Source organism: Mesorhizobium sp. M7A.F.Ce.TU.012.03.2.1 (assembly GCF_004006095.1).
Taxonomy (GTDB): Bacteria; Pseudomonadota; Alphaproteobacteria; order Rhizobiales; family Rhizobiaceae; genus Mesorhizobium.
On the sequence record NZ_CP034779.1, the window covers coordinates 4,036,782 to 4,057,996 of the forward strand.

At 60.8% G+C, this 21,215-nt stretch carries 23 protein-coding genes; 19 read left to right on the forward strand and 4 right to left on the reverse strand.

Annotated features, from left to right (window positions below; genetic code table 11):
• Window positions 1-164 precede the first annotated feature (164 nt).
• From EJ079_RS19770 to EJ079_RS19785, 4 genes are all read left to right on the forward strand, one after another.
• Complete coding sequence (locus tag EJ079_RS19770) at window positions 165-896, forward strand: hypothetical protein (RefSeq protein WP_127809872.1); 732 nt, start codon at window positions 165-167, stop codon at window positions 894-896.
• Window positions 893-1,531, forward strand: coding sequence for a hypothetical protein (locus EJ079_RS19775; RefSeq protein WP_127809873.1), 639 nt, complete (start codon window positions 893-895; stop codon window positions 1,529-1,531). The genes EJ079_RS19770 and EJ079_RS19775 overlap by 4 nt, the downstream gene beginning before the upstream one ends.
• Before the next feature lie 839 nt (window positions 1,532-2,370).
• Entirely contained in the window at window positions 2,371-3,126 is a 756-nt protein-coding gene (locus tag EJ079_RS19780; protein ID WP_127809874.1) for a terminase family protein, read from the forward strand.
• A 49-nt stretch (window positions 3,127-3,175) separates the two neighbouring features.
• Window positions 3,176-4,048, forward strand: coding sequence for a methyltransferase domain-containing protein (locus EJ079_RS19785; RefSeq protein WP_127809875.1), 873 nt, complete (start codon window positions 3,176-3,178; stop codon window positions 4,046-4,048).
• A gap of 330 nt (window positions 4,049-4,378) precedes the next feature.
• On the opposite strand, the gene EJ079_RS19790 is transcribed toward EJ079_RS19785, so the two are convergent.
• A complete protein-coding gene (locus tag EJ079_RS19790; RefSeq protein WP_127809876.1) occupies window positions 4,379-4,750 on the reverse strand; it encodes a nuclear transport factor 2 family protein in 372 nt (123 codons plus the stop codon).
• An 88-nt stretch (window positions 4,751-4,838) separates the two neighbouring features.
• Here EJ079_RS19790 and EJ079_RS19795 point away from each other — a divergent pair, with 88 nt between their 5' ends.
• Window positions 4,839-5,423 carry a hypothetical protein gene (locus EJ079_RS19795; protein WP_127809877.1) on the forward strand — a complete coding sequence of 195 codons (585 nt, stop codon included), beginning with the start codon at window positions 4,839-4,841 and terminating at the stop codon, window positions 5,421-5,423.
• 357 nt (window positions 5,424-5,780) lie between these two features.
• On the opposite strand, the gene EJ079_RS19800 is transcribed toward EJ079_RS19795, so the two are convergent.
• Entirely contained in the window at window positions 5,781-6,434 is a 654-nt protein-coding gene (locus tag EJ079_RS19800) for a methyltransferase domain-containing protein (RefSeq protein ID WP_127809878.1), read from the reverse strand.
• A 250-nt stretch (window positions 6,435-6,684) separates the two neighbouring features.
• Between EJ079_RS19800 and EJ079_RS19805 the strand changes: the two genes are divergently transcribed.
• The 4 genes from EJ079_RS19805 to EJ079_RS33515 all read left to right on the forward strand — a co-directional run bounded on the left by EJ079_RS19805 (window position 6,685) and on the right by EJ079_RS33515 (window position 10,423).
• On the forward strand, window positions 6,685-8,439 hold the full coding sequence (locus EJ079_RS19805) for a portal protein (RefSeq protein WP_127809879.1): 1,755 nt from the start codon (window positions 6,685-6,687) through the stop codon (window positions 8,437-8,439).
• Window positions 8,436-8,756, forward strand: coding sequence for a hypothetical protein (locus EJ079_RS19810; protein ID WP_127809880.1), 321 nt, complete (start codon window positions 8,436-8,438; stop codon window positions 8,754-8,756). Before EJ079_RS19805 ends, EJ079_RS19810 begins: the two co-directional genes overlap by 4 nt.
• Before the next feature lie 226 nt (window positions 8,757-8,982).
• Window positions 8,983-9,129, forward strand: coding sequence for a hypothetical protein (locus tag EJ079_RS33510; protein WP_174800317.1), 147 nt, complete (start codon window positions 8,983-8,985; stop codon window positions 9,127-9,129).
• Between the two features lie 4 nt (window positions 9,130-9,133).
• Window positions 9,134-10,423, forward strand: a complete 1,290-nt coding sequence (locus EJ079_RS33515; RefSeq protein WP_174800318.1) for a hypothetical protein — start codon at window positions 9,134-9,136, stop codon at window positions 10,421-10,423.
• Between the two features lie 4 nt (window positions 10,424-10,427).
• Here EJ079_RS33515 and EJ079_RS19820 read toward each other — a convergent pair whose 3' ends face one another.
• Window positions 10,428-10,862 (reverse strand): hypothetical protein, encoded by a 435-nt coding sequence (locus tag EJ079_RS19820; RefSeq protein WP_127809881.1) that lies wholly within the window; start codon window positions 10,860-10,862, stop codon window positions 10,428-10,430.
• Window positions 10,863-10,912: 50 nt separating this feature from the next.
• Between EJ079_RS19820 and EJ079_RS19825 the strand changes: the two genes are divergently transcribed.
• Window positions 10,913-11,416, forward strand: coding sequence for a hypothetical protein (locus EJ079_RS19825; RefSeq protein ID WP_127809882.1), 504 nt, complete (start codon window positions 10,913-10,915; stop codon window positions 11,414-11,416).
• Between the two features lie 383 nt (window positions 11,417-11,799).
• Here EJ079_RS19825 and EJ079_RS19830 read toward each other — a convergent pair whose 3' ends face one another.
• Entirely contained in the window at window positions 11,800-12,114 is a 315-nt protein-coding gene (locus tag EJ079_RS19830) for a YMGG-like glycine zipper-containing protein (RefSeq protein ID WP_127809883.1), read from the reverse strand.
• A gap of 256 nt (window positions 12,115-12,370) precedes the next feature.
• On the opposite strand from EJ079_RS19830, the gene EJ079_RS19835 reads away from it, so the two are divergent.
• The 9 genes from EJ079_RS19835 to EJ079_RS33950 all read left to right on the forward strand — a co-directional run bounded on the left by EJ079_RS19835 (window position 12,371) and on the right by EJ079_RS33950 (window position 21,213).
• Window positions 12,371-12,940: a hypothetical protein gene (locus tag EJ079_RS19835; RefSeq protein WP_127809884.1), complete on the forward strand. Its 570-nt coding sequence runs from the start codon at window positions 12,371-12,373 to the stop codon at window positions 12,938-12,940.
• 204 nt (window positions 12,941-13,144) lie between these two features.
• Window positions 13,145-14,056 carry a hypothetical protein gene (locus tag EJ079_RS19840; RefSeq protein WP_127809885.1) on the forward strand — a complete coding sequence of 304 codons (912 nt, stop codon included), beginning with the start codon at window positions 13,145-13,147 and terminating at the stop codon, window positions 14,054-14,056.
• A gap of 184 nt (window positions 14,057-14,240) precedes the next feature.
• Entirely contained in the window at window positions 14,241-15,230 is a 990-nt protein-coding gene (locus EJ079_RS19845; protein ID WP_127809886.1) for a Coat protein, read from the forward strand.
• Window positions 15,231-15,509: 279 nt separating this feature from the next.
• Complete coding sequence (locus tag EJ079_RS34230) at window positions 15,510-15,644, forward strand: hypothetical protein (RefSeq protein ID WP_281040137.1); 135 nt, start codon at window positions 15,510-15,512, stop codon at window positions 15,642-15,644.
• A gap of 4 nt (window positions 15,645-15,648) precedes the next feature.
• Complete coding sequence (locus EJ079_RS33520) at window positions 15,649-17,535, forward strand: hypothetical protein (RefSeq protein WP_174800319.1); 1,887 nt, start codon at window positions 15,649-15,651, stop codon at window positions 17,533-17,535.
• A gap of 346 nt (window positions 17,536-17,881) precedes the next feature.
• Window positions 17,882-18,307 (forward strand): hypothetical protein, encoded by a 426-nt coding sequence (locus tag EJ079_RS19855; RefSeq protein WP_127809887.1) that lies wholly within the window; start codon window positions 17,882-17,884, stop codon window positions 18,305-18,307.
• Between the two features lie 228 nt (window positions 18,308-18,535).
• Window positions 18,536-18,862 carry a hypothetical protein gene (locus EJ079_RS19860; protein WP_127206771.1) on the forward strand — a complete coding sequence of 109 codons (327 nt, stop codon included), beginning with the start codon at window positions 18,536-18,538 and terminating at the stop codon, window positions 18,860-18,862.
• 345 nt (window positions 18,863-19,207) lie between these two features.
• Window positions 19,208-19,819, forward strand: coding sequence for a hypothetical protein (locus EJ079_RS19865; protein ID WP_127809888.1), 612 nt, complete (start codon window positions 19,208-19,210; stop codon window positions 19,817-19,819).
• The gene (locus EJ079_RS33950; protein ID WP_245481708.1) at window positions 19,819-21,213 is read left to right on the forward strand and encodes a hypothetical protein; all 1,395 of its coding nucleotides are present in this window, start codon (window positions 19,819-19,821) and stop codon (window positions 21,211-21,213) included. Before EJ079_RS19865 ends, EJ079_RS33950 begins: the two co-directional genes overlap by 1 nt.
• Window positions 21,214-21,215 lie beyond the last annotated feature (2 nt).

Sequence of the window (21,215 nt, forward strand, 5' to 3'; positions counted from 1 at the left end):
ACGGACCTTCCCGCCACGGACGCACACAGTCAGCTTCCCAAGCTGACTGTGTGCTGTCAATCGGAGCATGTTCACTAAGTTTTGCGAATTCCTGAGGTATTTGGCATACTGGCTCAATTGCCTTGCCATTTATTTCAAGGTAATGACCATCGTGTGGGGGAGTGATGAGCAGCAATTGGTGTGTCGAATCTATGCGGCTGTCGGTATTTTGTCCCGACGCGCCGACCGGCACCGAGGCTGATTGGAAGATTCTTACCGGACAGGACGAGGCGGAATTCCGGCAGAACGTCCCCGGAGGGAAGGTCTATGCCGGAAACTTCGGGCTTGGCCGCATAACGTTGGGCTTTGGTCCCGGGCGCGTCGATGTTGTCATCGGCAAAGCGCCTTCGTCCTCTCCAGATGAAGCGACACTTCCAACTTTCGCGGCTTGGCAATCTGCTGTCGACGAATTTGAGCCTCTCAGTACAAATTATCTCGCAGGATTTTCTAAGCCAGTAACCCGCGTAGCGTTTGGTGCGGTAATTCTGAGTATTGAAGATGATGAGCCGAGTGTTAACTCTTTTCTTCAGAATTTCATTTCATCTGTAAAAATCCGCAAAGATACCGAAGATTTCCTCTATAGAGTTAATTTGCCAACGGTAAGCCGCATCGACGGATCGCCACTAAACCGCATCACCACCTTTGGATCCATGAAAATGCAAAGTGGGGCTTTAAAAATGGATGGGAGTGAGGCTTCGTTGGTGCTCCATCAGCAATTGTTCGCGGCTCGTCTCGAACTGGACCACAGCACCAGCGCTACAAATGCCAAGCCCTTTCCACCCAGCCTATTGATCCCCATATGGAAAGAGTTGGTGGGATTGGCGCGTGAAAACGTTGACGTCGGTGAAAAGTTATGAGTGCGATCGCTCTTGTGGACGAACTACCAGGCACCAATCCGCGCTATTTTTCGCTGGACAACGAAAGCCGCTCTCGAAACACGGGGAGAACAGTGTTCTCGTCGCGTGCATTTCCAGCTTCGCCTCTGATGGGCCTGCTTGGATTCGACGAAGGTAAGCGCTGCATTTTTCCCCAGACGGGTTCTACCACCGGATTGTCGCTCCCCATGGCAACTACTGTATGGGAAGGCTTGATGCCCGAGGATATCCTAGCCTGCTCCGTCATGATCAGGGATACTACTCCCTGGGCGAAGCCGTCAGATAGCCAATTCGTCTTTTTACCAATTCTGGGTCCGTGGGACGTTCCTCGTCGAGTTGAATTCCCGCTCAAGTCTGCGCCTGCAAAATTGATCGAGCTCGCCTCGAAGCTTTGGCAGGCCATACCTTACGGGGTGAGGCAACCTATGGTCTGGGCTGAAGAGGGGGAGATAGCTTTCGAATGGAAATGGGGGGAGCGTCACGCGATCCTGAGCATCGAGGAGGACGGGACTATTGGCTATGCAATGGATCGTGGCGGGCAGTTTTTGCCAGGGTCAGAAATAGCCAAATTGGGCGCCTTGCCGGGCGACTTGCTGGAATATTTGGCCGACAAGTAGAACGGAAGGAATGCCCGAAGGAGCTTGTCAGGCAGAGTCCTTTCTCGTCCGGAATTGTCAAAAATCGTGAGCCTATTATTTACGCTCTGATTGATCCTGATCAGGTGCGGCGTGGCACTATTCAAGCGATCTCGAAGGGAAAGCTAAAGAAGTCGGAATTGAGTGTTTGTCGCGGGAGGGAAACGACAGCAAAGGACGCTCGGGATAATATCGTGGTCGGGCAGTTGGCTAGAGACATCAGCAGGATCGACGAAGGGTATGCTTGGGCATCAGCCTGTGAAATACGCCGGATTAAATTGGCAGACTTGCAAGTCGGAGCCTTTTGCGTGATCGACGATGGACTGAAGCATTTCCAATCGCACGCAGTACTCGGCTTTTCGCCCGTGCCTGAAGGGTACGATTCAAACAAACTGGCCAACCAGCGCGAAGCTGCGCGCGGCAACCTTCTCAAGTTGTTTCAAGACCGAGGCATTTGCAGCTGGAATGATTGGTCATTCGGATAGTCGATTTGTCATCTTCTCTCTTGAGGCGCCCGTCATGTCGATCTTATCGACGACAGCGCGACTGACCGGATCTCTGCGCTTCCAACAGGGAGCTGGGCATCAACAAAGGCTTCGCTTGGCGGCCGCCGGCAACACCGCTGACCAAAGTGTATATCCACGGTACTTCAGTTGTCTTAGAGCCTTTTGTGTACCCATTGTGATAAACTGCAATTTTCAAAAAAAGAAGCTGTTATTGAAGAATTCGCCAAGAGATTTTCTATTCCCTTGAATAGGAAAATCATCTTTCATGCATTGAAGTTTCTTTCTCCGCGCTTCGTATCCCGAACGGATAATGCCATGACCCGACACGTCACCTTCATGACCATCGATCATGCCGCGCATTATTCGCCCGACGAGCGCGCGGCGATCGTTGCCGCCTATCCGGAGCATGAGCGCGAGGCCCGCGCCCGCGGCATTCCGGTGCTGGGTTCGGGCCGGATTTTTCCGGTGGCCGAGGCACTGATCGTCTGCGAGCCGTTCCGGCTGCCACGCTACTGGCCAAGGCTCGGCGCGCTCGATTTCGGCTGGGACCATCCTTCGGCCGCGGTCGAGCTGGCCTGGGATACGGAGGCCGATGTCGTCTATGTCACCAAGGCCGCGCGGGCCTCGCAGCAGACGCCGGCGATGCAGACGCTGACCTTGAAACCATGGGGCGAATGGCTGCCCTTCGCCTGGCCGCGCGACGGCCGCCGAGAGACGCTGGAAGGGGCAGGCGTGGCGCTCGCCCGGCAGTATTCGGCGCATGGGCTGAACATGCTGAGCCGCCACGCGCAATTTTCGGACGGTTCGGTCTCGGTCGAGGCCGGGCTGATGGAAATGCTCGACCGCATGCAATCCGGCCGCTTCAAGGTGTTTGCGACGCTGGCCGACTGGTTCGAGGAGTTTCGGCTTTTTCATCGCAAGGATGGCCAGGTGGTCAAGCTGCGGGATGATCTGATGGCCGCGACGCGTTATGGGGTGATGATGCTGCGGGAGGCGGTGGTGGATCCGGCGGATTTCAAGGCGGCGAGAAGGCCGGCTGGGCAGAGTGATCCGCTGGGGGCGTTTCGGTGACGCGAAGGGCGTCGACCCTGCGCCTGTAGTCCGTAACGCCGGAATTACGGTGCGGGACTTTCTGGGCGGCATGTCGGCACAAATATGCCAATCTCAGGTCGATCCATTGGAGGCAATGATGCCCAACCACGAGATGAGCCAGGCAAGTTTCCCGGAGATGTACGAGCGGTGGCTCGCAGGCCCTCTCTTCCGGCCGTGGGCCGAAATGATTCTCGAAGAGGTGGCGTTGTCTTCAGGCGATCGTGTCCTCGACATCGCTTGCGGAACAGGAATAGTGGCCCGCGTTGCAAGGGAGCGGCTCGGTGACGCCGGATACGTCGTCGGCATCGACGTCAGTTCGGATATGCTTGCCGTTGCGCGCGCCGTGGCGCCGGGCATCGACTGGCGTCAAGGCAATGCCAGCGCCCTGCCTCTCCATGACGGAGAGCAGTTCGACGTTGTCGTCTGCCAGCAGGGACTGCAGTTCTTTCCCGACAAGCCCGCGGCGGCAGCGCAGATGCGGCGGGCGCTGGCGAAGGGCGGCAGGCTGGCGGTAGCCACATGGCGATCCGACGATGAAATCCCGTTCTTTCGGGAGTTGCGCCGCGTGGCGGAGCGCCATCTGGGCGCCATCAAGGATCCGCGGTACAGCTTTGGTGACGCGGTCCCCATCGAGGCGCTGCTCCGGGACGCCGGCTTCCACGAAGTCCGGGTAACGACCATATCGCGCACGATACGCTTCCAGGACGGCGCACCCTTCCTGCGATTGAACACGATGGCCTTCGTCGGCATGAGCGCTGTCGGCAGGGAAATTGGCGATCAGGAGCGCAAGCGCGTCGTGGAGGCCATCGTGAGCGAAAGTGCGCCCCCGCTGCGCCCCTACGCCGATGGATCGGGACTGGCTTTCGAGCTCAGCACCAATTTGGCGACAGCTGAAGGCTAACGTGTTCCATCGCTGCTCTGCTCTTTCGATCTTCGCGATCGCGACTTGCATCGTGGAGACTGAGACATGGAAAATATAGTGCACTGTCACCGTAATTTCTTTTCGGTGAAGCGAAGCGCCCTTCACTTCGTCATCCTCGGGCTTGACCCGAGGATCCATGCCGCGACATCAGCCGGGGAACGCGGCACGTCAGAATTCTGCGCCGTAGCAGCGCTCCAAGGTCACGGCATGGATCCTATGGTCTGCGCCGCGTCGCTCCGCTCCTTGCTCCGCCATAGGATGACGAAGAGGCATCGATCGCACCACCGCATTTCGAATTGAAGCCGTGTCTTACTCCACGATCTTCCAATAAGAATCCTTGCGGATCACCTTGCCGTCGCGGAACGTGTAGAAATCACAGCCTTGGACTTCCTTTTTGACGCCATCGCGGGTGGTGCCGGTGAGAGTCCATTTCGACATGCCGGTGTCGGCAGCCTCGTCCGCAAAGTGCTCACCATTGCCGTAGTGGACGTCGGGCAAGCCTTCGAAGCGTGTCGCCAGCGCGTCCCGTACGTTGCGTTTGCCCTCGCAACGCGTTCCCCAGGGCTCGGCGCCTCTCGGCATCTCCAGGACGCAGTCGTCGGCAAAGAACGCCATGATGCGATCGAGATCGTGCGCGTTGAAGGCTTCGAATAGCTGCGTCAGTGTCGCTCGAATGTCCATTCGCCCGTCTCCTGGATAGCCGTCGATGTCGAGTAGGTCACTGGCGACGGGGCCGGTCAAGCGCAAGACAACACGACGAAGGCCAAGCATGACCGTCCGCATCATTCCCGCAACCTTGCGCGATCTCAGTTACATCGCAGCCAATTTGCGCCCTGAGGACCGGGCCGAGATCGACTGCCAGCTCGACCACTGGTCGCCGGCACTGCTGGCGCTGACGGCGCTGCAGGGGTTTGCTTATGTCGCCGAGCTCGACGGCAATCCGGAGGCCGGCTTTGGCGCTGCCGAACAGCGCGGCGGCCTGTGGATCGCCTGGAGCTGGGGCACGCGCCGCATGAAGCGCTGCGTGCCTGGGATCACCGACTTCTTTCACGCTGTGCTGGGGCCGCAAGTATCGGCGCGCGGCGCCTGGCGGGTCGAGGCGCGGGCGCTGGCCGCCAATGAACTGGCGCTGCGCTGGCTCGGGCGGTTGGGCGCGACGCAACGCTGCCTGCTGCCGGGTTACGGCCGCAACGGCGAAGACTTTTTCCTCTACGACTGGACAAGAACCTCTAATTTTGGAGAAGGCTGGAACCATGTGCCTGTTGCAAAAACCACCGGAACTGAAGCCGCTGCCGCCGGTACCGACCGCGCAGGACAAGGATGTGCAGGCGCGCGAGGCGGCATTGCGGGCTGAGCTCGAACAGCGGAACGGCACCGCCGGCACCATCAAGACCGACCTCGCACCGGGCAGCCTGACCGGCCAGCGCCGCGTGCTGTTGGGGATGTGACCATGACCGCGATGAAGCGCAGTTTCAGGAAGCGGGTGTGGGACTGGTGGGTGTGGCGACGCCATGCGCGGGTGATGAGAAGGCGGGGGTGATCTCCCCCCTCGAGGGGGAGATGTCGCCGAAGGCGACAGAGGGGGCCGGTGCGACCGGACTCGGCCTTCTGTCTTGAAAAAAGAGAACGCTAGCGCTCCACGCGAGACGACCCCCTCTGACCGCTTCGCGGCCATCTCCCCCTCGAGGGGGGAGATTAGCAGCGCCTCATCTCACCCCTTCTTCGCGAAAGCCCACACCATCAGCGGGTATTCCTCGTCGTTGCTCAAATCCCGCCACAGGCCGTAGGCGCGGACGGGGCCGCCGATATGGGCTCTGGCGCAGGCCTTGTTGCCCCAGCCGTGGACCTTGACGTTGGCTTCCGCGAAGCCGCCCTCGACCATCAGCTGTTTGAGGCCGGCGGGCGTCCACCTGTTGTAGTCGTGCGGCCTGGCGTGGACGCGGAACAGGAACGGCGTCGCCACCATCGCCCAGCCGCCGGGCCGGGTCATGGCGTGGATGTTTTCCACCGCCGCGTGAGGCCGCCGCACATGTTCCAGCACCTGGTCGGCGATGACGATCGAATATTGCTCGTCGGTGCGATCCCTGCAGATGTCGAAGGCGGGGAAATCGACCGAGCGGTAATTGGGGCACATCGCCCGCCAGTAGCGGTTCCAGCCGGGCGAGATCTCGATCACGTCGGCGGCCTTGCGGTTTCCGGCTTCGAGAAAGAGGCTGAACGCCTCGATCTGGCGGATGCGCAGCCAATTGCGGGAATCGTAACCAATGAGCCGTTTCACGGCGCGTTTGCTTTGGCTTTTCAGGGCGGCAAGGCTTGTCGTCACATCGACCTCCTCCAAAACCCGCCGCGAGCAAGTTCGTAGCATCGCCAAGTGGGCAAAAGATGACAAGACATCGAGGCTGCCAATCTCTCCCCTCGAGGGGGAAATGTCGCCGAAGGCGACAGAGGGGTCGGTACGACGGGACGCGACCTTCAGGCTTAAAAAGAGAATGCTAGCGCTCCATGCGAGACGACCCCCTCTGGCCTGCCGGCCATCTCCCCTCAAGGAGGGAGATCAGCAGCTTCGGCGCCGCGCGCCCTTATCAACCCCATCTCATACCCCAGCGAGGCCTCCCATGACCGACACCCGCGCCCGCAATATCCTGTCCCGCCAGTCCGAGCTCGAGAGCGAGCGCAGCCAGTATGAGGCTGTGTGGGAGCAGGTGGCGGAGTTCTGCGACCCCGATGCGCCCGATATCTGGAGCGGCCGCCGGACCGGCGGCCCGGACTCGCAGGCCGAGCGGCAGGAGCGGCGCGGCGCCCGCGTCTATGCCAACACCATCAACTCGGCCGCCAACCGGCTGGCCGCCGGGCTGGAAAGCCTGATCATCCCGCAGTCGGAAAAATGGCACGGGCTGTCGACCGCCGCGATGAACGACGAGGAGACCGATGAGGAAAAGGAATGGGCGGAGGCCTTGCGCGATTTCCTGTTTGCGCTGCGCTACTCCGCCAATTCGAATTTCGTGCCGGCCACCCAAGCCTGCCTCCGCAATGTCGTGCGCTATGGCCCGGCCTATCTCTATGCCGAGGAGGGGTTCGGCGCGACGCTGATCCGCTATGCCTCGATCCCCGTGGTCGAAGGCTATCTCAGCCGCAACCGCTGGGGCCAGGTCGACATTTTCCACCGCCGCTACGAGCGCACGGCGCGGCAGGCGGCGCAGCTGCTCGGGTATGACAGACTGCCGGCGCGGATCAAGGTTCTGGTCGACGATCCGGCCAAATGCGAGACGAAAATCTCGCTGATCCAGTGCATTGAGTCGCGCGACGAACGCAAGATGTATCGGCTGGGCGGCCAGTACCAATATCTCGACACGGCCTTCGCCTCCTACCACGTCATCGAGGACGAGGAGAAAATCGTCCGGGAAAGCGGTTTTCGCACGTTTCCGGTGTCGACCTTCAACTGGCGGCGCTACGAGGGCGACCCCTATGGCATCTCGCCTGCTATCGAGGCGCTGACGACCGTGCGCGAGGAGAACGCGGTGCGCCGCTCGGGGCTTCGTGCCTTGCAGCAGATCACCGACCCGGCCACCGCCTCGAAGGCGCGGCTCGACTATGTGCCGGTGCTCAATCCGGGCGAGAATTATCCGGGCCTGATCGACGACAATGGCAGGCCGCTGATCGCGCCGATCTCGACCGGGCAGAACCCGACCTATGCCTTCAACTACGCGCAGAGCCGCGCCGACGAGATCCGCGACATGATGTTCGTCAATTTGTTCCAGACGCTGGTGCAGAACCCGCAGATGACGGCGACTGAAGCGCTGATCAGGCAAGAGGAGAAGGGCGCGCTGCTCGGGCCGTCCGGCTCGATCATCCAGGCGGGCTTTGCCAGCAATCTCGACCGCGAGCTCGGCATTCTCGAGGACAAGGGGCTCTATGACGAGGACAGCCGCTTCGTGCCGCCGGAGAGCCTGGCCGGCAAGGCGGTGCGGCCGACCTTCACCGGCCCACTCGACGTGCTCAGGCGCTCGGCCGAGGCGCGCGACACCATCCAGGTGGTGACGACGGCCATGCAGATGGCGCAGTTCGATCCAGGCGTGATGGACAATATCGACAGCGACGAGGCGATCAAGATCGTGCAGAGCGCCGGCCGCAGCCCGCAGCGCATCTTTCGCCGCAAGGAGGAGGTGGACGAGTTACGCGATGCCCGCGCCAAGGCCAGCCAGGCGCAGGCCGGCATGGCGGCGATCGCCACGGCCGGCAAGGCCGCCAAGGACGCTGTGCCGGCGGCGGTGCAGGCACGCGACAGCGGCTTGCTCGACGGGTTGCAGGATATGCTGGGCGGCGGTGGTCAGAGTGGGCAGCCCGTCGGTCCGACGGGTAACGGCGCATGAGCCGGAAACGCTTCGCTCATTCCGGCCAGGCCGGCAGTCCTGCCAGGGCGCGGGACGCGCTGGCCAAGGCCTATCTCCGGGTGTTTTCCGGCGAGGACGGCGAGACGGTGCTCGCCGATCTCGCGGCGACGACCGGCTATTACCGGCGTCCGTCCTATGGCGAGTGGATGGCGCGTACCCGGACGCCGAACGGGTTTGAGCTACACAGCGCCTTGAGCAATGCGCGCGCCGAGGTGGTGCAGCATATCATGGGGTTCCTGACGCTGGACGATGCTCAGCTTGCGGCGCTGGAGAAGGCGGCGCGGGCGGAGGGGTAGCGGAGCCCTGAAGCTGCCGATCTCCCCCACGAGGGGGGAGATTGGCTGTTTCGGCGCCGGCGCCTCAGGTCCACCGACCCACCAGGGCAGCACCGCTCCAGGATTTTCCAGAAAAGTCGAACCGACAAAACCCGTGAACGCGACAGCCAGCGTGCGGCCCGGCCCTGCCGTGATCGCCCGCGCCGCGCGCCCTTTTGTTCAAAGCCAGTTGGGCAGGAAACAGCCAATGGTCAGCATTATTCCTCTCTCCATTGCCCAGCGCCGGCTCGATACCGGCAATGCGGCGCAATATCCCCAGGGATCGCCGATCGGCGGCGCCATGCAGGGGCTTGGCGACCAGTTTTCCGCTGTCGGACGGCGCCGGCCTGCATGAGGCCATGTATGGCCAGGTCGACCCGCGTAGCGGCCAGGTGGTCAAATCAGGCCTGTTCGACACGCTGTTCGACGATGCCTTGCCTGGCATGCCCGAGAGCCAGCGCGCCAACTTCGCTGGGCAGAACGAGGCGATGCGGGCGGTTGGCGCGCGGCGCATGGCGCAGCGGCAGCTCCAGCAGCGCAAGGACTACGAGCAGGTCGAAACGACCACGGTGCTCCAAGCCATCACCACCGCAATAGGCAAGGCCGACCCCGACGACCCCGTCAGCTTCGAAACGGCCAGGCAGGACGGACTCGACCTGATCTCCAAGAGGGGCCTCGACCCGCAGATCAGGCAGCAGGTGGTGAAGGACTGGGTCAGCACCGCCGCCAAGGCGCGGTTCGAGGCGCTGATCGCCAGGGACCCGAAGCGCGCGCTGGAGATGTTTGGCGTCGGGACGCCGACCTCCGGCAGAGAGGCCCCCGGCGATGCCATCCAAGCGGCAGGCAGCTTTGGGAAAGGCGACCGCATTGGAAAGCGAACGTCCGATCCGGTGCCCGATCCGATCGTGACCAAGCCGGCAGCCGACCCTCTCGCCAACCTATCTCCAAACGACATTCGGCGACTGATCGACCAGGCGCACGCCGCGAACACGGCCCAACTGATCGAGGCGCGCACCAACCTCACCCTCGCTTCGCAGAACGCTCCGGACGCAATCGCCAACACAGGCAGCTATGCCGGCAATATGCCCAGCCCCGGGGACTTCGCCGCCGTCTATGGCACTGAGGAGGGCGGCGAACAGTACAGGGACTTCAGCCTAAAGCTGGATGTCGGCCGCCAAACCTTCGACATGCGAACGATGTCCAACCAGGCCATCCACGCAGCACTGAGCGATGCGGAGCCTGGGCCGGGAAGTTCGCTGGAAGAGCAGGAGCGTTACAGCGCGCTCAATGAGGCAGCTTCGCGCAACCTGATGGCAAGGACCGCCGATCCTGGCGGCTACGTCCGCCAGATATTCCCTGACATTGAGTTGGCCTGGAACGATGCGTCAAAAAACGCGGATTATCAGGGTGCAATCATTCGATCCGTGGCGGCACAGCAGCAACTTGGCATTGAGGATGTTCAGCCGCTGCCGGACTCCATAGCCAAGAGAGCGGTTATGTCGTTCGCAAATCATAATGCCAAGGTCAGCGATTCATATACGGGCAATCGCGATCTTTTTGGCGGGATATCGGATCCTACCCTTCGTTTGAAGCTGGTGATTCAACTGATATATGGGGGTGTGTTGCTTAGTTTAAATATAAATCAATAAGTTCCTATTTTTCATCGTTGACTTCTATATCGAGTTTCGCAAGTCCGTTCGGGACGACATAGACCAAGTTACTTTCTGTTGTATTGTATATCATGAATGTATGTTTCACTCCCGTCTTGTAAAAGTCTATGTTCGGTTTCCAATTTGAGAAAGAGCAGCATCCCATCGGAGAAAATTCTTCTCCGATGTAATCGATATATATCGAGTAGGATTCTTCGTCGGCGGTTAATTCGATGGAGAATTTTCCCGCGAGGTCAATGTCGCACTTCCTATCCTTCTGGCATTCATATGTACCTTCGTATTTTTTTCCGTACTTTGTAGCTATTTCTATATGCGCAGTGTATTTTTTTTCTTTTATTTGATCGTATCCAAAGTACTGAACTTGAAAAATATGTGATAGCGCAGAAGCATATACGATGATCTGTATTGGTGTGATCATGTCTTAATCCATATACTTCTTGATATTCGAGCGTTTTTACGGAGAATTCTATGGTCGAGAGAAAGCCGCTTCCTCCCATCGTCACGAAGGGGACCTCCATTAGTCCAGAAGACGCGCGGCGCTTTGCGGTCGATCTTCTGGACAATTATCTCTTGGGTCCAAATTCTTTCTACCTGGAGGGTCCTTGGAAAGATCCGTACAGCCCGCACAAAACCGTGCTCAACGGAATCTATGATCCCGATCATCGTACGAAGAAGGGTACGCTATACTACAAGCTTTCCGAGCTTCAATCCAGGACTGGTGACTCTGAATCCAAGGCATATGTGGCGTCCTTGATGGATGGCTTGGAGAAATTCAGAAAAGCGTTCGGGAATCGAATGGATTATGAAGAAGAGACGGAGCCATTCGAGAATTCTCCAGAGATTGATCCAGAAAGTTATGTCTCAAAGAATTTTGACCGCAACATGGTAATCGATCCTACCGGTTTTCTAGATATTCGGGATCGGATTCCCCGGAAGCCGGTTCAATTGCCTATGCGTCGGCCAAGGCCATAGCTCAAAATTCCGGTGACTCTACGGCAAGCAATTCACTTTTATCGGTCGCACCCCTGCGTTTCAAAAGTTCCGCCCCGGGAATTCAGTATCAACCTGCCTGAGGATTACTATCCCGCCGAGCGATGAACAGATACATTCTGAAAGTAGATGGGAAGGCTGGTCGCGACGATTTCGGGATCGCGATACCCTTCCGCCTCGTCATTCGAAACGCATTCTCAATCTGCTAGAGTCGTTGGGAATACCGTTCGCTGTGGTCGAGCCTTACGAACAGTAACGGGAACACGCTGTCGCAACGTTGCCGGGGTGTCGCCAAGCTGGAACACCCCTCATCCGGCCGCTGCGCGGCCACCTTCTCCCCGGGAGGAGAAGGGAAGATCAGCGCCTCAATAATCGCCGTTATAATACCGGTCGTCGCAGGGCGCGGTGTAGATGCGGCCGCTGCGGTCCTGGTAGCGGCACATCTGTTCGCCGCGGCGCTGCGGTGTGGTGGAACTGCCGACGACCGCGCCGAGCAGGGCGCCGGCGCCGGCGCCGATGAGCGTGCTTTCGGTGTTGCCGCCGATGGCCTGGCCGACGAGAGCGCCGCCGGCGCCGCCGATCAGCGCGCCGGTTCCGGCCCGCTGCTGGCCTTCGGTCTGCGCGCAGCCTGCGAGTGCGGCGGTCATCAGCACGGCGGCAATGGCTTTGTGAAAGTTCATGTGAAGTCTCCCTTGAAGGCCTGAAATTCCTATGCCTGGCCACGTGCGGTCGCATTGCGGCGGAACGGGGGCACGAGGCCTCACGATATAAGACATGGTTTCTCGGGCGTTGATAGGCCGGCGGCCGAAAACATCTCTTTCGAACAAGGCGCTAGCGGTGCTCCTTGTCAAAATGATTCAGCCTTCGACGGCTCGCCCCGCCGGGGCTTGATGGGTCGGGCTGTCAGAATTGCCACTGAAAAAATGGAGAAATGCCATGACCCGAGGTCTTCCCCGGACGCTTGCCCGTGCCGCCGCCCGCGAGGCCGGCCTTGCCCCGCCCAGGCCCGGCCTGAAAGCCGTCACCACAGGGCAGGGCGGAGCGTACCGCACCGTGTTCACCTTCGCCGGCATGCAGGTGCCGGTCACCGACGCGCTGGCCTATGCCGCCCAGAAGATCTTCGACTTCACCGAGGGCAAGGTGCGCATCAAGGGCGGCACGGCGCGGCTGCAGTTCGCTGTGCTCGGCACCCGCGCGACGACCATCAACGACAATGCGGCGCTGACCTGGTCTCTGGGTTCGGCGGCTGCATCGAGCGCGACGCTGATCTCGACCATGGTCAACGTGCTGGCCTCGACCGCGCGTACACTCGACGGCACTGGCGCCGCGCTGTCCACCGCCTCGGCCACCGACATCGCCGCCGCCGCGACGCTGGATGGGACGACGACGCCGGTCGACCTCTATCTCAACCTGGCGTTCGCCACCGGGACGGATATCGACGCCGACGGGACGATTGCCGTGACGGGCACGATCACGCTGCTTTGGGAGAACTGGGGGGATAATTAGCCGCTAATCTCCCTCCTTGAGGGGGAGATGTCGCCGAAGGCGACAGAGGGGGTCGTCTCGCGCAGAGCGCTAACCTTCATCTGTCGCAAGAGGTCGCGTCCAGTCGAACCGACCCCCTCTGGCCTGCCGGCCATCTCCCCCTCGAGGGGGGAGATTACGAAGCCGCCCCGGCTCTTTTCTAACCCCTAGCAAAAGGAACATCACATGACAGATCTGGCAGACGCCGGGTCCGTGGCGGCGCGTGCGCTGCCGGCGGGCAACCCGGCACAGTCACCGGCAGGCGCGGACAACGGGTCCGCCGCGCCTGGCGGCAAAAGTTGGTTTGACGGTCTTTCCGAAGGCAACCGCAAGCTCGCTGAAACCAAGGGCTGGACCAAGCCTGAAAGCCTCGATCGGGCTTTCACATCCTATGCGGAGCTGGAGCGGCAGCAGGGTGAGAGCCTGCGCGTTCCCGCCCTGGACGCGTCACGGGAAGACTGGGACCGGTTTCATGCCCGGCTTCCCGAGGCCATGCGTCCGGTCACGTCGTCCGAGAAGGTCGAATACCTCAGGCCGGAAGGGCTGCCGGAGAACTTCGCCTATTCGGACGAACTCGCTCAGGCGTCCAAGGCCTGGGCGGTCGAGGCGGGTGCCTCGCCGAAGACCGCGCAGGCCTATCACGACAGGTTCGTCGGCTACATGGCCGAGCAGGCCAAGCATCAGGAGATCGCGCTGGCCCGCTCGGTGGAAGCCACCCATGACGAGCTTGTCAGGGACTGGGGACCGACCGACAGCGACGGCTTTCGCCAGAGACTGGAGGTCGCCAACCGGGCGATGAAGAAGCTCGGCCTGGTCGATGCCTACAAGGCGAAGGGCATCCTTCTGCCTGACGGGGCGCTGACCGATCCGCGGATCGCCAAGGCGTTCCAGGCGATCGGCGAGGCGATGTTCCGTGAAGACACGATCGACGGCGGCGCTTCTTTCGGCGGAGCCAATCCGTTCAAGCGCAACGCCGCCGGCGAACGCAACCTGACTGACATTTCAGCCCTCGTCAAAAGCGACCCCGCCCGCGCCCGGCGACTGGCTCGCGAGGCGGGGGAAAATCCCGACCGCTGGATGCCCAACAACCCGCGCTGACGATCGATCAGCAGCACTGAAACGCCCCTCATCCGGCCGCTTCGCGTCCACCTTCTCCCCGTCGGGGAGAAGAGGCGCGCCGACGTCGCAAGTCTCCTCTCCCCCCGGGGAGAGGTCAGCCGAGCGAAGCGGAGGCTGGGTAGGGGGGCACCCGCCGCCAACCCAAACCTGAAGGAAGAGAAAAATGGCAGATGCCTATACCCGTATCGCGGACGCGATCGTTCCGTCCGTCTATGCGCAATATGCTTTCGAGGAACATGTGCAGTCGCTCGAGATCTACCAGGCCGGAATCCTGTTTTCCGACCCGGCCATCTCGTCAAAGCTGTCGATGGGCGGTCGCTCGGTCGACATGCCCGGCTGGAAGGATCTCGGCAACGATCCGTCCGAGCCGGTCAACGACGATCCGGCCGATTCCATCGAGATGAAGAAGATCGGCTCGCGCCGCGAGGTCGCCGCCCGCAATGTCCGCGCCCAGGCGTGGGGCGTTCCGGACCTGACCTCGATCCTGGCGGGCGACGATCCGCAGAAGCTGATCGTCAAGCGGCAGACCGAGTACTGGCAGCGCGCCAATAAGCTGACCCTGCTCGGCATCCTGAAAGGCGTCGTCGCCGACAACATCGCCAATGACGGCGGCGATCTTGTGCGCACCACCGGCGCCTCCATCGTCGACACCGACATCATCGAGGCCGCCTATCTGATGGGCGACCGCGCGGACAAGTTCAAGGCGATCTGGATGCACTCCAAGCAGATGAAGGCGCTGAAGCTCGCCGACCTCATCGACTATGTGCCGTCTTCCGAGCAGGGCGGACCGCTGATCCCCTACTACATGGGTCTGCGCGCCGTGGTCGACGACGACATCCCGGTGACGGCGGGCGTCTACACCGCCTTCATGTTCAAGGACAAGGCGATCCTGTGGAACGAGCTGCCGGTCAACACCGAGGGCGGCCCGCTGGAGTTCGACCGCAAGCCGCGCCAGGGCCATGGCGGCGGCGTTACCGAAATGGTCGGCCGCCGGCATTTTGTGCCGCATGTGCCCGGCACCCGCTTCCTCGACGCCTCCTCGGCCGGCGAGTTCGCCACCGATGCGGAACTGGCGCTGGCGGCGAACTGGGACCGCACCGCGTCGAGCGTCAAGAACATGACGTTCATCGCGCTGAAGACGACCGAGGCCTGATAGGACCGAGGTGGAGGGCGGGGGCGATGCGCTCCCGCTTCTTTTCTAAACTTGGCGCCGGCCATGTTCCGATCCTGGCGTGACAAACAGAGCCGGAATCCGTCGCCGGCACAGGATTGGCCCGCAGAATCAATGCGTGGGCAACACGCTCGTTGGCGGCCTCTCCAAAATCCGGATCCGACGAAGGCATCGGCCTCGAGCGCCATTGCCGGCCGTGCCGCAGCGGCCGGGTGATTTTCGGCGGTTCAGCCCTCAGTGCTTCGTGAGCAGGAAACAGCCATGGTACACATCATCCCCCTTTCCATTGGCCAGCGCCGGCTCGATACCGGCAATGCGGCGCAATATCCCCAGGGATCGCCGATCGGCGGCGCCATGCAGGGGCTTGGCGACCAGTTTTCCGCTGTCGCTGCATGAGACCATGTACGGCCAGGTCGACCCGCGTAACGGCCAGGTGGTCAAATCAGGCCTGTTCGACACGCTGTTCGATGATGCCTTGCCTGGCATGCCCGAGAGCCAGCGCATCAATTTCGCCAGGCAGAAGGAAGCGATGCGTGCGGTTGGCGCGCTGCGCATGGCGCAGCGGCAGCTTCAGCGGCGCAAGGACTACGAGCAGGCAGAGGTCGACACGGCGCTGAAGACCAGTGCCATCGCCATTGGCAAGGCCAACCCCGACGACACCATCACCTTCGAGGCAGCCCGTCAGGAAGGGCTCGATCTGATCGACAATATGGGTCTCGACCCCGGGATCAGACAGCAGAAGGTCAAGGATTGGTTCGGCACTGCGGCCAAGACGCGCTTCGAGGCGTTGATCGCCAAGGATCCGAAACGCGCGCTGGAGATGTTTGGCGTCGGGACGTCGGGAGAGTCTTCTGGGAGCGAAGCCTCCGGCGTTCAGCCGGTCACCTGGATCCACGTTTCGGGCAGCTCGAATGCAGCTGCCGCGAAAGGCGATCACGTTGGCACGCTCACGCCAGACGAGCGAGTGGCGCAGGCGTTCGGGGACATTGCTCCGGCGCCTGATCCAATGGCGATCAAGCCCGCAACCGACCGTCTCGCGGGCTTATCGCCAGATGATGTTCAGCGGCTGATCAACCAGGCACATGCCGCGACCACGGGCCAACTGATCGAGGCGCGCACCAACATCGCCCTCGCTTCGCAGAACGCTCCGGACGCAATTGCCAATACGGGCAGCTATTCCGGCAGCGTGCCTGGCCCTGCGGACTTCACCGCCGTTTATGGCACTGAGGAGGGCGGGAAGCGCTTCCAGGATTTCAGCCGACAAATTGATGTCGGCCGCCAAGCCTTTGGCATGCGGACGATGCCCAACCAAGCGATCCACGCAGCGCTGCGCGATGCGGAGCCTGGGCCGGTCGGCTCCAACGAAGAGGAGACACGGTATCGGGTTACGGCTGCCGCTGCGCTCAAGACCCTGGACATGAGGCGGGCGGACCCTGCTGGCTACGTCCGCGAGGTCTTCCCCAATGTCGACGCCGCGTGGAAGGCGACAACGAGCCCGGAGGCGGCGACTCCAGAGGCGTACAAATGGGCCATCGCCGTCTCTGTTGCAGCCCAGAAGCAACTGGGTATCGAGACCCCTCAACTTCTACCGAGGGCCGTTATCCAAAGCCTTGCCGACACCTTCGGCGACAAAAACATACCGCAGGCTGAGAAGCACATCATCCTGCGGGATCTTCTGGCAGCAGCGCCCGATCCGAGTGTCCGCCAGGCCTTATCTCAGCAGTTGGATCAAGCTGGCCTTTCTCGGTCGGCCCAAGTCGACCCGATCGTCACTACTGCGACAGTGCAAGGACGGCTTCCATCAGCGCCTCCTGGCGAAGCCCGGTCTGCACTCCAACGAGCTGCGGACGACTTCGGCGATTATCTGAGCGAGGGTTTCGAGGCCCTAGGCCGAATCCCCCATGACATTGGGCTAGGCCTCCGGGATCTGCACGATTCTCCTTTGGGTTTCCTTGAGCAACTGCCCGCCACCCCTGGCTCGGGGGCGGTTGGTGAAGGGCGCTTAGCATTAGAGGCAGTCGGCGAAGCTGTTGCAAAAGGCTTGGCCATAATCCGCGGCGGGACCGGCAAGTTTGCCAAACCGCTGGAGGAGTTTGCAACAAGTGGTTCGCGCGCCACATCGGAGCTTGCCGCTGAGGGCGCGGTGGCTCGCCAAGCCGTCGGTGCGGAGGCTCGTGCAATAAATGCAGCAAATGAGGCCGCTTACCGCTTGGGCACAGGTGCAAAGCCCGACAAGGCCGAGCTTCTTGAAATAATAAAGTCAATCGCGAGAGACCCTCAAAGATAAAGTACGCGGGGGCATCGTTTGGCAAGGCTCTTTCAAAAAATTACCGCAAAACGTTTCTCGACGCGAACCCGAAACTGGAGGGTGAAGTTGTGGTCCACCACGCGGCTGAGCAGCAAATCTTGAAGAGATATCTCGGGCTCGTGGCCAAAGAGGAGATGCACTCGCTTCAGAATCTGCGTGGGATTCCTAAAAGCTTGGACAACCTTTTGCACAACAAAATTTTCCGATACGAATGGGACGAATTTTATGCGTCGCATCCTCAGGCCACTCGTCAGCAGGTGCTGGACTACGTGGCTTATATCGACAAAAAATACGGACATCTGTTCAACCCTCCAATAGGTGGATAATGCAGTATTTCTATATCAGACCTGATGTGGCTGGTGGGCTTGGCAGAAACACCGTTTTGGACCCCAGCGTCCATCCTCCGATTGTGACCAAGCTCCACTACGTGGTAGAGGGCTGGACCGGTGATGTGCTCGTTACGACGTTCCCGTGTTACCTCGTCACCGAAGAAACCCAGCGTGCACTGCAGAACATAGGTTTTTCGGGTGCGACGTTCGCTGAAGCCGAAGTGACGACATCCGAAGAGTTTCATGAATATCAACCTGGGCAGGAACTTCCACCTTTCGTCTGGTTGAAAGTGAATGGGAAGGCTGGCCGCGACGACTTCGGGATCGCAGCGAACTATCGCCTCGTCATCTCGAAACGCATTCTTGATTTGCTGGAATCATTGGGAATACCGTTTGCAGTGGTCGAGCCTTACGAACAGTAACGGGATTACGCTTTTGAATTGCGATGACGGCTCATTTTTGTCGGCCGCACCCATGTGACTGCAGTGAATCTTCAGACCGAGAACTGGAAATAGTGCACTGTCACGCAATTCCTCATGGGAACGGCATCGCTCCGGGGTCGCGCCCGACGAAATCGCGCGCCTTGCCCTGGAGGCCGGACTACTTCAGACTTCACTGCCTCCGGCAATGATCTTTCACGAGAAAAGAAAATGAAGAAAGTGATGGTTCTGACGACCGCAACTATCTTGGTGGCTGCTGCAACTTTTGTTTATTGCAGCCCTCTTCTCGTCAAGCTTGAGACGGACGGATTTGTGGGCGGAACGCTGGAAATTGCAGGCACCAAACTGGATGAAGCGGCAGGATCTGGAACGACGTACCACCTCGTTTTCGTGAATGAGGAATCCAGCGCGAGCGTTTCTTGCAGCAAAGATGGGAAAGTTACAAGCCGGGATGGATATCTATCTCCATGGCTTGGGTGGTACGTAAGTTTCCATCTTTCGAATTGCTCGATTAGTGGATTTCGTCCGGTATTTTAAGGGTTGGAATCACGAATGACAGTGAGATGCCGGAGATCTCGCGCGTTTTGTCGATAGCATGTCCGGACTGAGACTTGGAAAATAGTGCGCTGCCGCCGTAATTCCTCGTTCTGACAATATTTCTTCGCGCCCCCTCCGTCCTGCCGGCTTTCGTCATTCGGAAAGCCAAGCAGTTGGCTTTCCGTCCGCTACGCGGATCACTCTTCAACCCCACGAAGGGAGATCGGAGGGGGTCGTAGAGCACGATCTCTGAATATTGCCATCTAAACCCCAGCCGCTTCGCAGCGGCTTTTTTCATGCCCGGAGAAAATCATGACCCGACCCACATGGACGAGGCGCTGACCCATGGCCATCACCCCGCTCGATATCGCCAACATGGCGCTGGCCGTGCTCGACGAGGCACCGATCGACAGCCTCGACCAGGACGTCAAGGCAGCGCGCTTGCTGAACCTGCATTTCGACCTCGCACGGGAAGCAGAGCTCACCAAATGCGCCTGGGTGTTCGCGATCCTGCGCGCCACGGTTGCCGGGGCGGACACCGGCAGCGATTGCGGCTTGAACTTCGCCTATGAACTGCCGGCCGACTGTCTGCGGGCGCTGCCGCTGACCCGTGATGGCGAGCCGGACGGCGCGCCGATTTCGTGGCGCCAGGAGGCGGGGCTGATCTATTCCGACCAGTCCGGCCCGCTGACCATCTGCTACGTCGCCAACCTCACCGACCCCAACGACTGGGATGCGCTGTTCACCGAGGTTCTGGTGGCGGCGCTTGCCATCAAGGTCGCACATCCGCTGACCCACAAATCGGGCATGATCGACATTGCCCGCTCTGCCTATGACCGGGCGCTGGAGGCGGCGCTGAGCGCCAACGCCGTCCAGCGCGGCGGCCGGCTCTACACCGCGTCCTGGTCCAGCCAGCGCGGCGACAGCAGGCCCGGCAATAACAGGATTGCGCGCTGATGACGACGCTGTACCCGATCCAGGACATCTTCACCCGCGGCGAAATCTCGCCGCGCCTGCATGCACGCGCCTCGCTCGACTTATATCGGGCGGCGCTGGCCAAATGCGAGAACTTCATCACCCTGCCGCATGGCGGCATCCGCAAGCGCGGCGGCACCTATTTTGCCGGCGAGGTGAAGATTTCCGCGAAGACGACGCGGCTGATCCCGTTCATCTTCTCGGCCGATCAAGCCTATGCGCTCGAATTCGGCGACCGGTACATCCGCGTCCATGCCTATGGCGCGCGCGTCGGCGCGGTGGAGGTCGCCTCGCCCTATCTCGAGGCGGACCTGTTCGAGCTCGCCTATGTGCAATCGGCCGACCAGATGTGGATCACTCACCGGGACCATCCGCCCAAGGTGCTGACCCGCAGCGCGCATACAGCGTGGGCTCTGACGGATTTCGAATTCCTCGACGGTCCCTACGACCCGGTCAATGACACGGCGACAACGCTGACGCCGTCCGATACCGGGCATCTGACGCCGCGGATGACCAGCAACACGACGCCTTCCGGCACCGCTTCCACCGGCAGCGGCAGCGCCTCTGCCTGGCAGATGTTCGACCGCGACAAGACGCAGGATATCGAAATTGCGAGCGGCGGCGACGGTTACATCCGGTTCCGCAATGCCGGCGGCGCTCAGCGCGTGGTCGATGCCTACTGGATCACCACGTCGCGGCTGGCAACTGGCGATTACGATTTCTTCACTGCCTGGGAATTGCAGGGTTCGAATGATGGCACCAACTGGGTAACCCTGGACACGCGTACGGGCGAACTCGGCTGGGGCAATGGCGAGACCCGCTTCTACGACTTCACAAACAAATCGGCGTTCGAATACCATCAACTGGTGTTCAGCGGCGGCGGTGGAGACGATGCAGTTGTCACCGTCTCGGCCGAGTTGGCGATGCATATCGCCGCTTTCGATCAGACGCCGTTCGATCTTACGGCGTCCTCAATCATCGGCATCAACAACGACACCGGATTCCAGGTCTCTGATGTCGGTCGATCCATTCGCCTCCTGGGAGCTGACGGCATCTGGCGCTGGGCCAGGATCACCAGCCGCACCGGCACGACGGTCGTCGAGATCATCCTCTACGGCCATGCGCTGCCGAACACGAACCCGATCACGCGCTGGCGGCTCGGCACCTTCGTGCCCGGCAAGTACGTCGAAAGCGGGTCGCTCTATGAGGAGCGGCTGGCCTTCAGCCGCAAATTCTCGGTCTATGCCTCGGCCACCGGCGACTTCGACAATTTCGCTCTCGGCGAGAAGGACGACGACGCGCTGAGTTCGTCCAGGCGGGCGGCGGCCAGGCCAACGACATCGTCTGGATCGCCGACAGCGACGGCGCGCTTCTAATC

Coding starts and splice junctions, on each gene's coding strand:
- EJ079_RS33515 (WP_174800318.1), top strand. CDS start 9,134: ATGTATGGCCAGGTCGACCCGCGTAGCGGCCAGGTGGTCAAATCAGGC.
- EJ079_RS33510 (WP_174800317.1), top strand. CDS start 8,983: ATGGTCAGCATTATTCCTCTCTCCATTGCCCAGCGCCGGCTCGATACC.
- EJ079_RS19780 (WP_127809874.1), top strand. CDS start 2,371: ATGACCCGACACGTCACCTTCATGACCATCGATCATGCCGCGCATTAT.
- EJ079_RS19835 (WP_127809884.1), top strand. CDS start 12,371: ATGACCCGAGGTCTTCCCCGGACGCTTGCCCGTGCCGCCGCCCGCGAG.
- EJ079_RS19830 (WP_127809883.1), bottom strand. CDS start 12,114: ATGAACTTTCACAAAGCCATTGCCGCCGTGCTGATGACCGCCGCACTC.
- EJ079_RS19805 (WP_127809879.1), top strand. CDS start 6,685: ATGACCGACACCCGCGCCCGCAATATCCTGTCCCGCCAGTCCGAGCTC.
- EJ079_RS19775 (WP_127809873.1), top strand. CDS start 893: ATGAGTGCGATCGCTCTTGTGGACGAACTACCAGGCACCAATCCGCGC.
- EJ079_RS19770 (WP_127809872.1), top strand. CDS start 165: ATGAGCAGCAATTGGTGTGTCGAATCTATGCGGCTGTCGGTATTTTGT.
- EJ079_RS34230 (WP_281040137.1), top strand. CDS start 15,510: ATGGTACACATCATCCCCCTTTCCATTGGCCAGCGCCGGCTCGATACC.
- EJ079_RS19865 (WP_127809888.1), top strand. CDS start 19,208: ATGGCCATCACCCCGCTCGATATCGCCAACATGGCGCTGGCCGTGCTC.
- EJ079_RS19855 (WP_127809887.1), top strand. CDS start 17,882: ATGCAGTATTTCTATATCAGACCTGATGTGGCTGGTGGGCTTGGCAGA.
- EJ079_RS19845 (WP_127809886.1), top strand. CDS start 14,241: ATGGCAGATGCCTATACCCGTATCGCGGACGCGATCGTTCCGTCCGTC.
- EJ079_RS19790 (WP_127809876.1), bottom strand. CDS start 4,750: ATGGACATTCGAGCGACACTGACGCAGCTATTCGAAGCCTTCAACGCG.
- EJ079_RS19795 (WP_127809877.1), top strand. CDS start 4,839: ATGACCGTCCGCATCATTCCCGCAACCTTGCGCGATCTCAGTTACATC.
- EJ079_RS19800 (WP_127809878.1), bottom strand. CDS start 6,434: ATGCTACGAACTTGCTCGCGGCGGGTTTTGGAGGAGGTCGATGTGACG.
- EJ079_RS33520 (WP_174800319.1), top strand. CDS start 15,649: ATGTACGGCCAGGTCGACCCGCGTAACGGCCAGGTGGTCAAATCAGGC.
- EJ079_RS33950 (WP_245481708.1), top strand. CDS start 19,819: ATGACGACGCTGTACCCGATCCAGGACATCTTCACCCGCGGCGAAATC.
- EJ079_RS19810 (WP_127809880.1), top strand. CDS start 8,436: ATGAGCCGGAAACGCTTCGCTCATTCCGGCCAGGCCGGCAGTCCTGCC.
- EJ079_RS19840 (WP_127809885.1), top strand. CDS start 13,145: ATGACAGATCTGGCAGACGCCGGGTCCGTGGCGGCGCGTGCGCTGCCG.
- EJ079_RS19860 (WP_127206771.1), top strand. CDS start 18,536: ATGAAGAAAGTGATGGTTCTGACGACCGCAACTATCTTGGTGGCTGCT.
- EJ079_RS19825 (WP_127809882.1), top strand. CDS start 10,913: ATGGTCGAGAGAAAGCCGCTTCCTCCCATCGTCACGAAGGGGACCTCC.
- EJ079_RS19820 (WP_127809881.1), bottom strand. CDS start 10,862: ATGATCACACCAATACAGATCATCGTATATGCTTCTGCGCTATCACAT.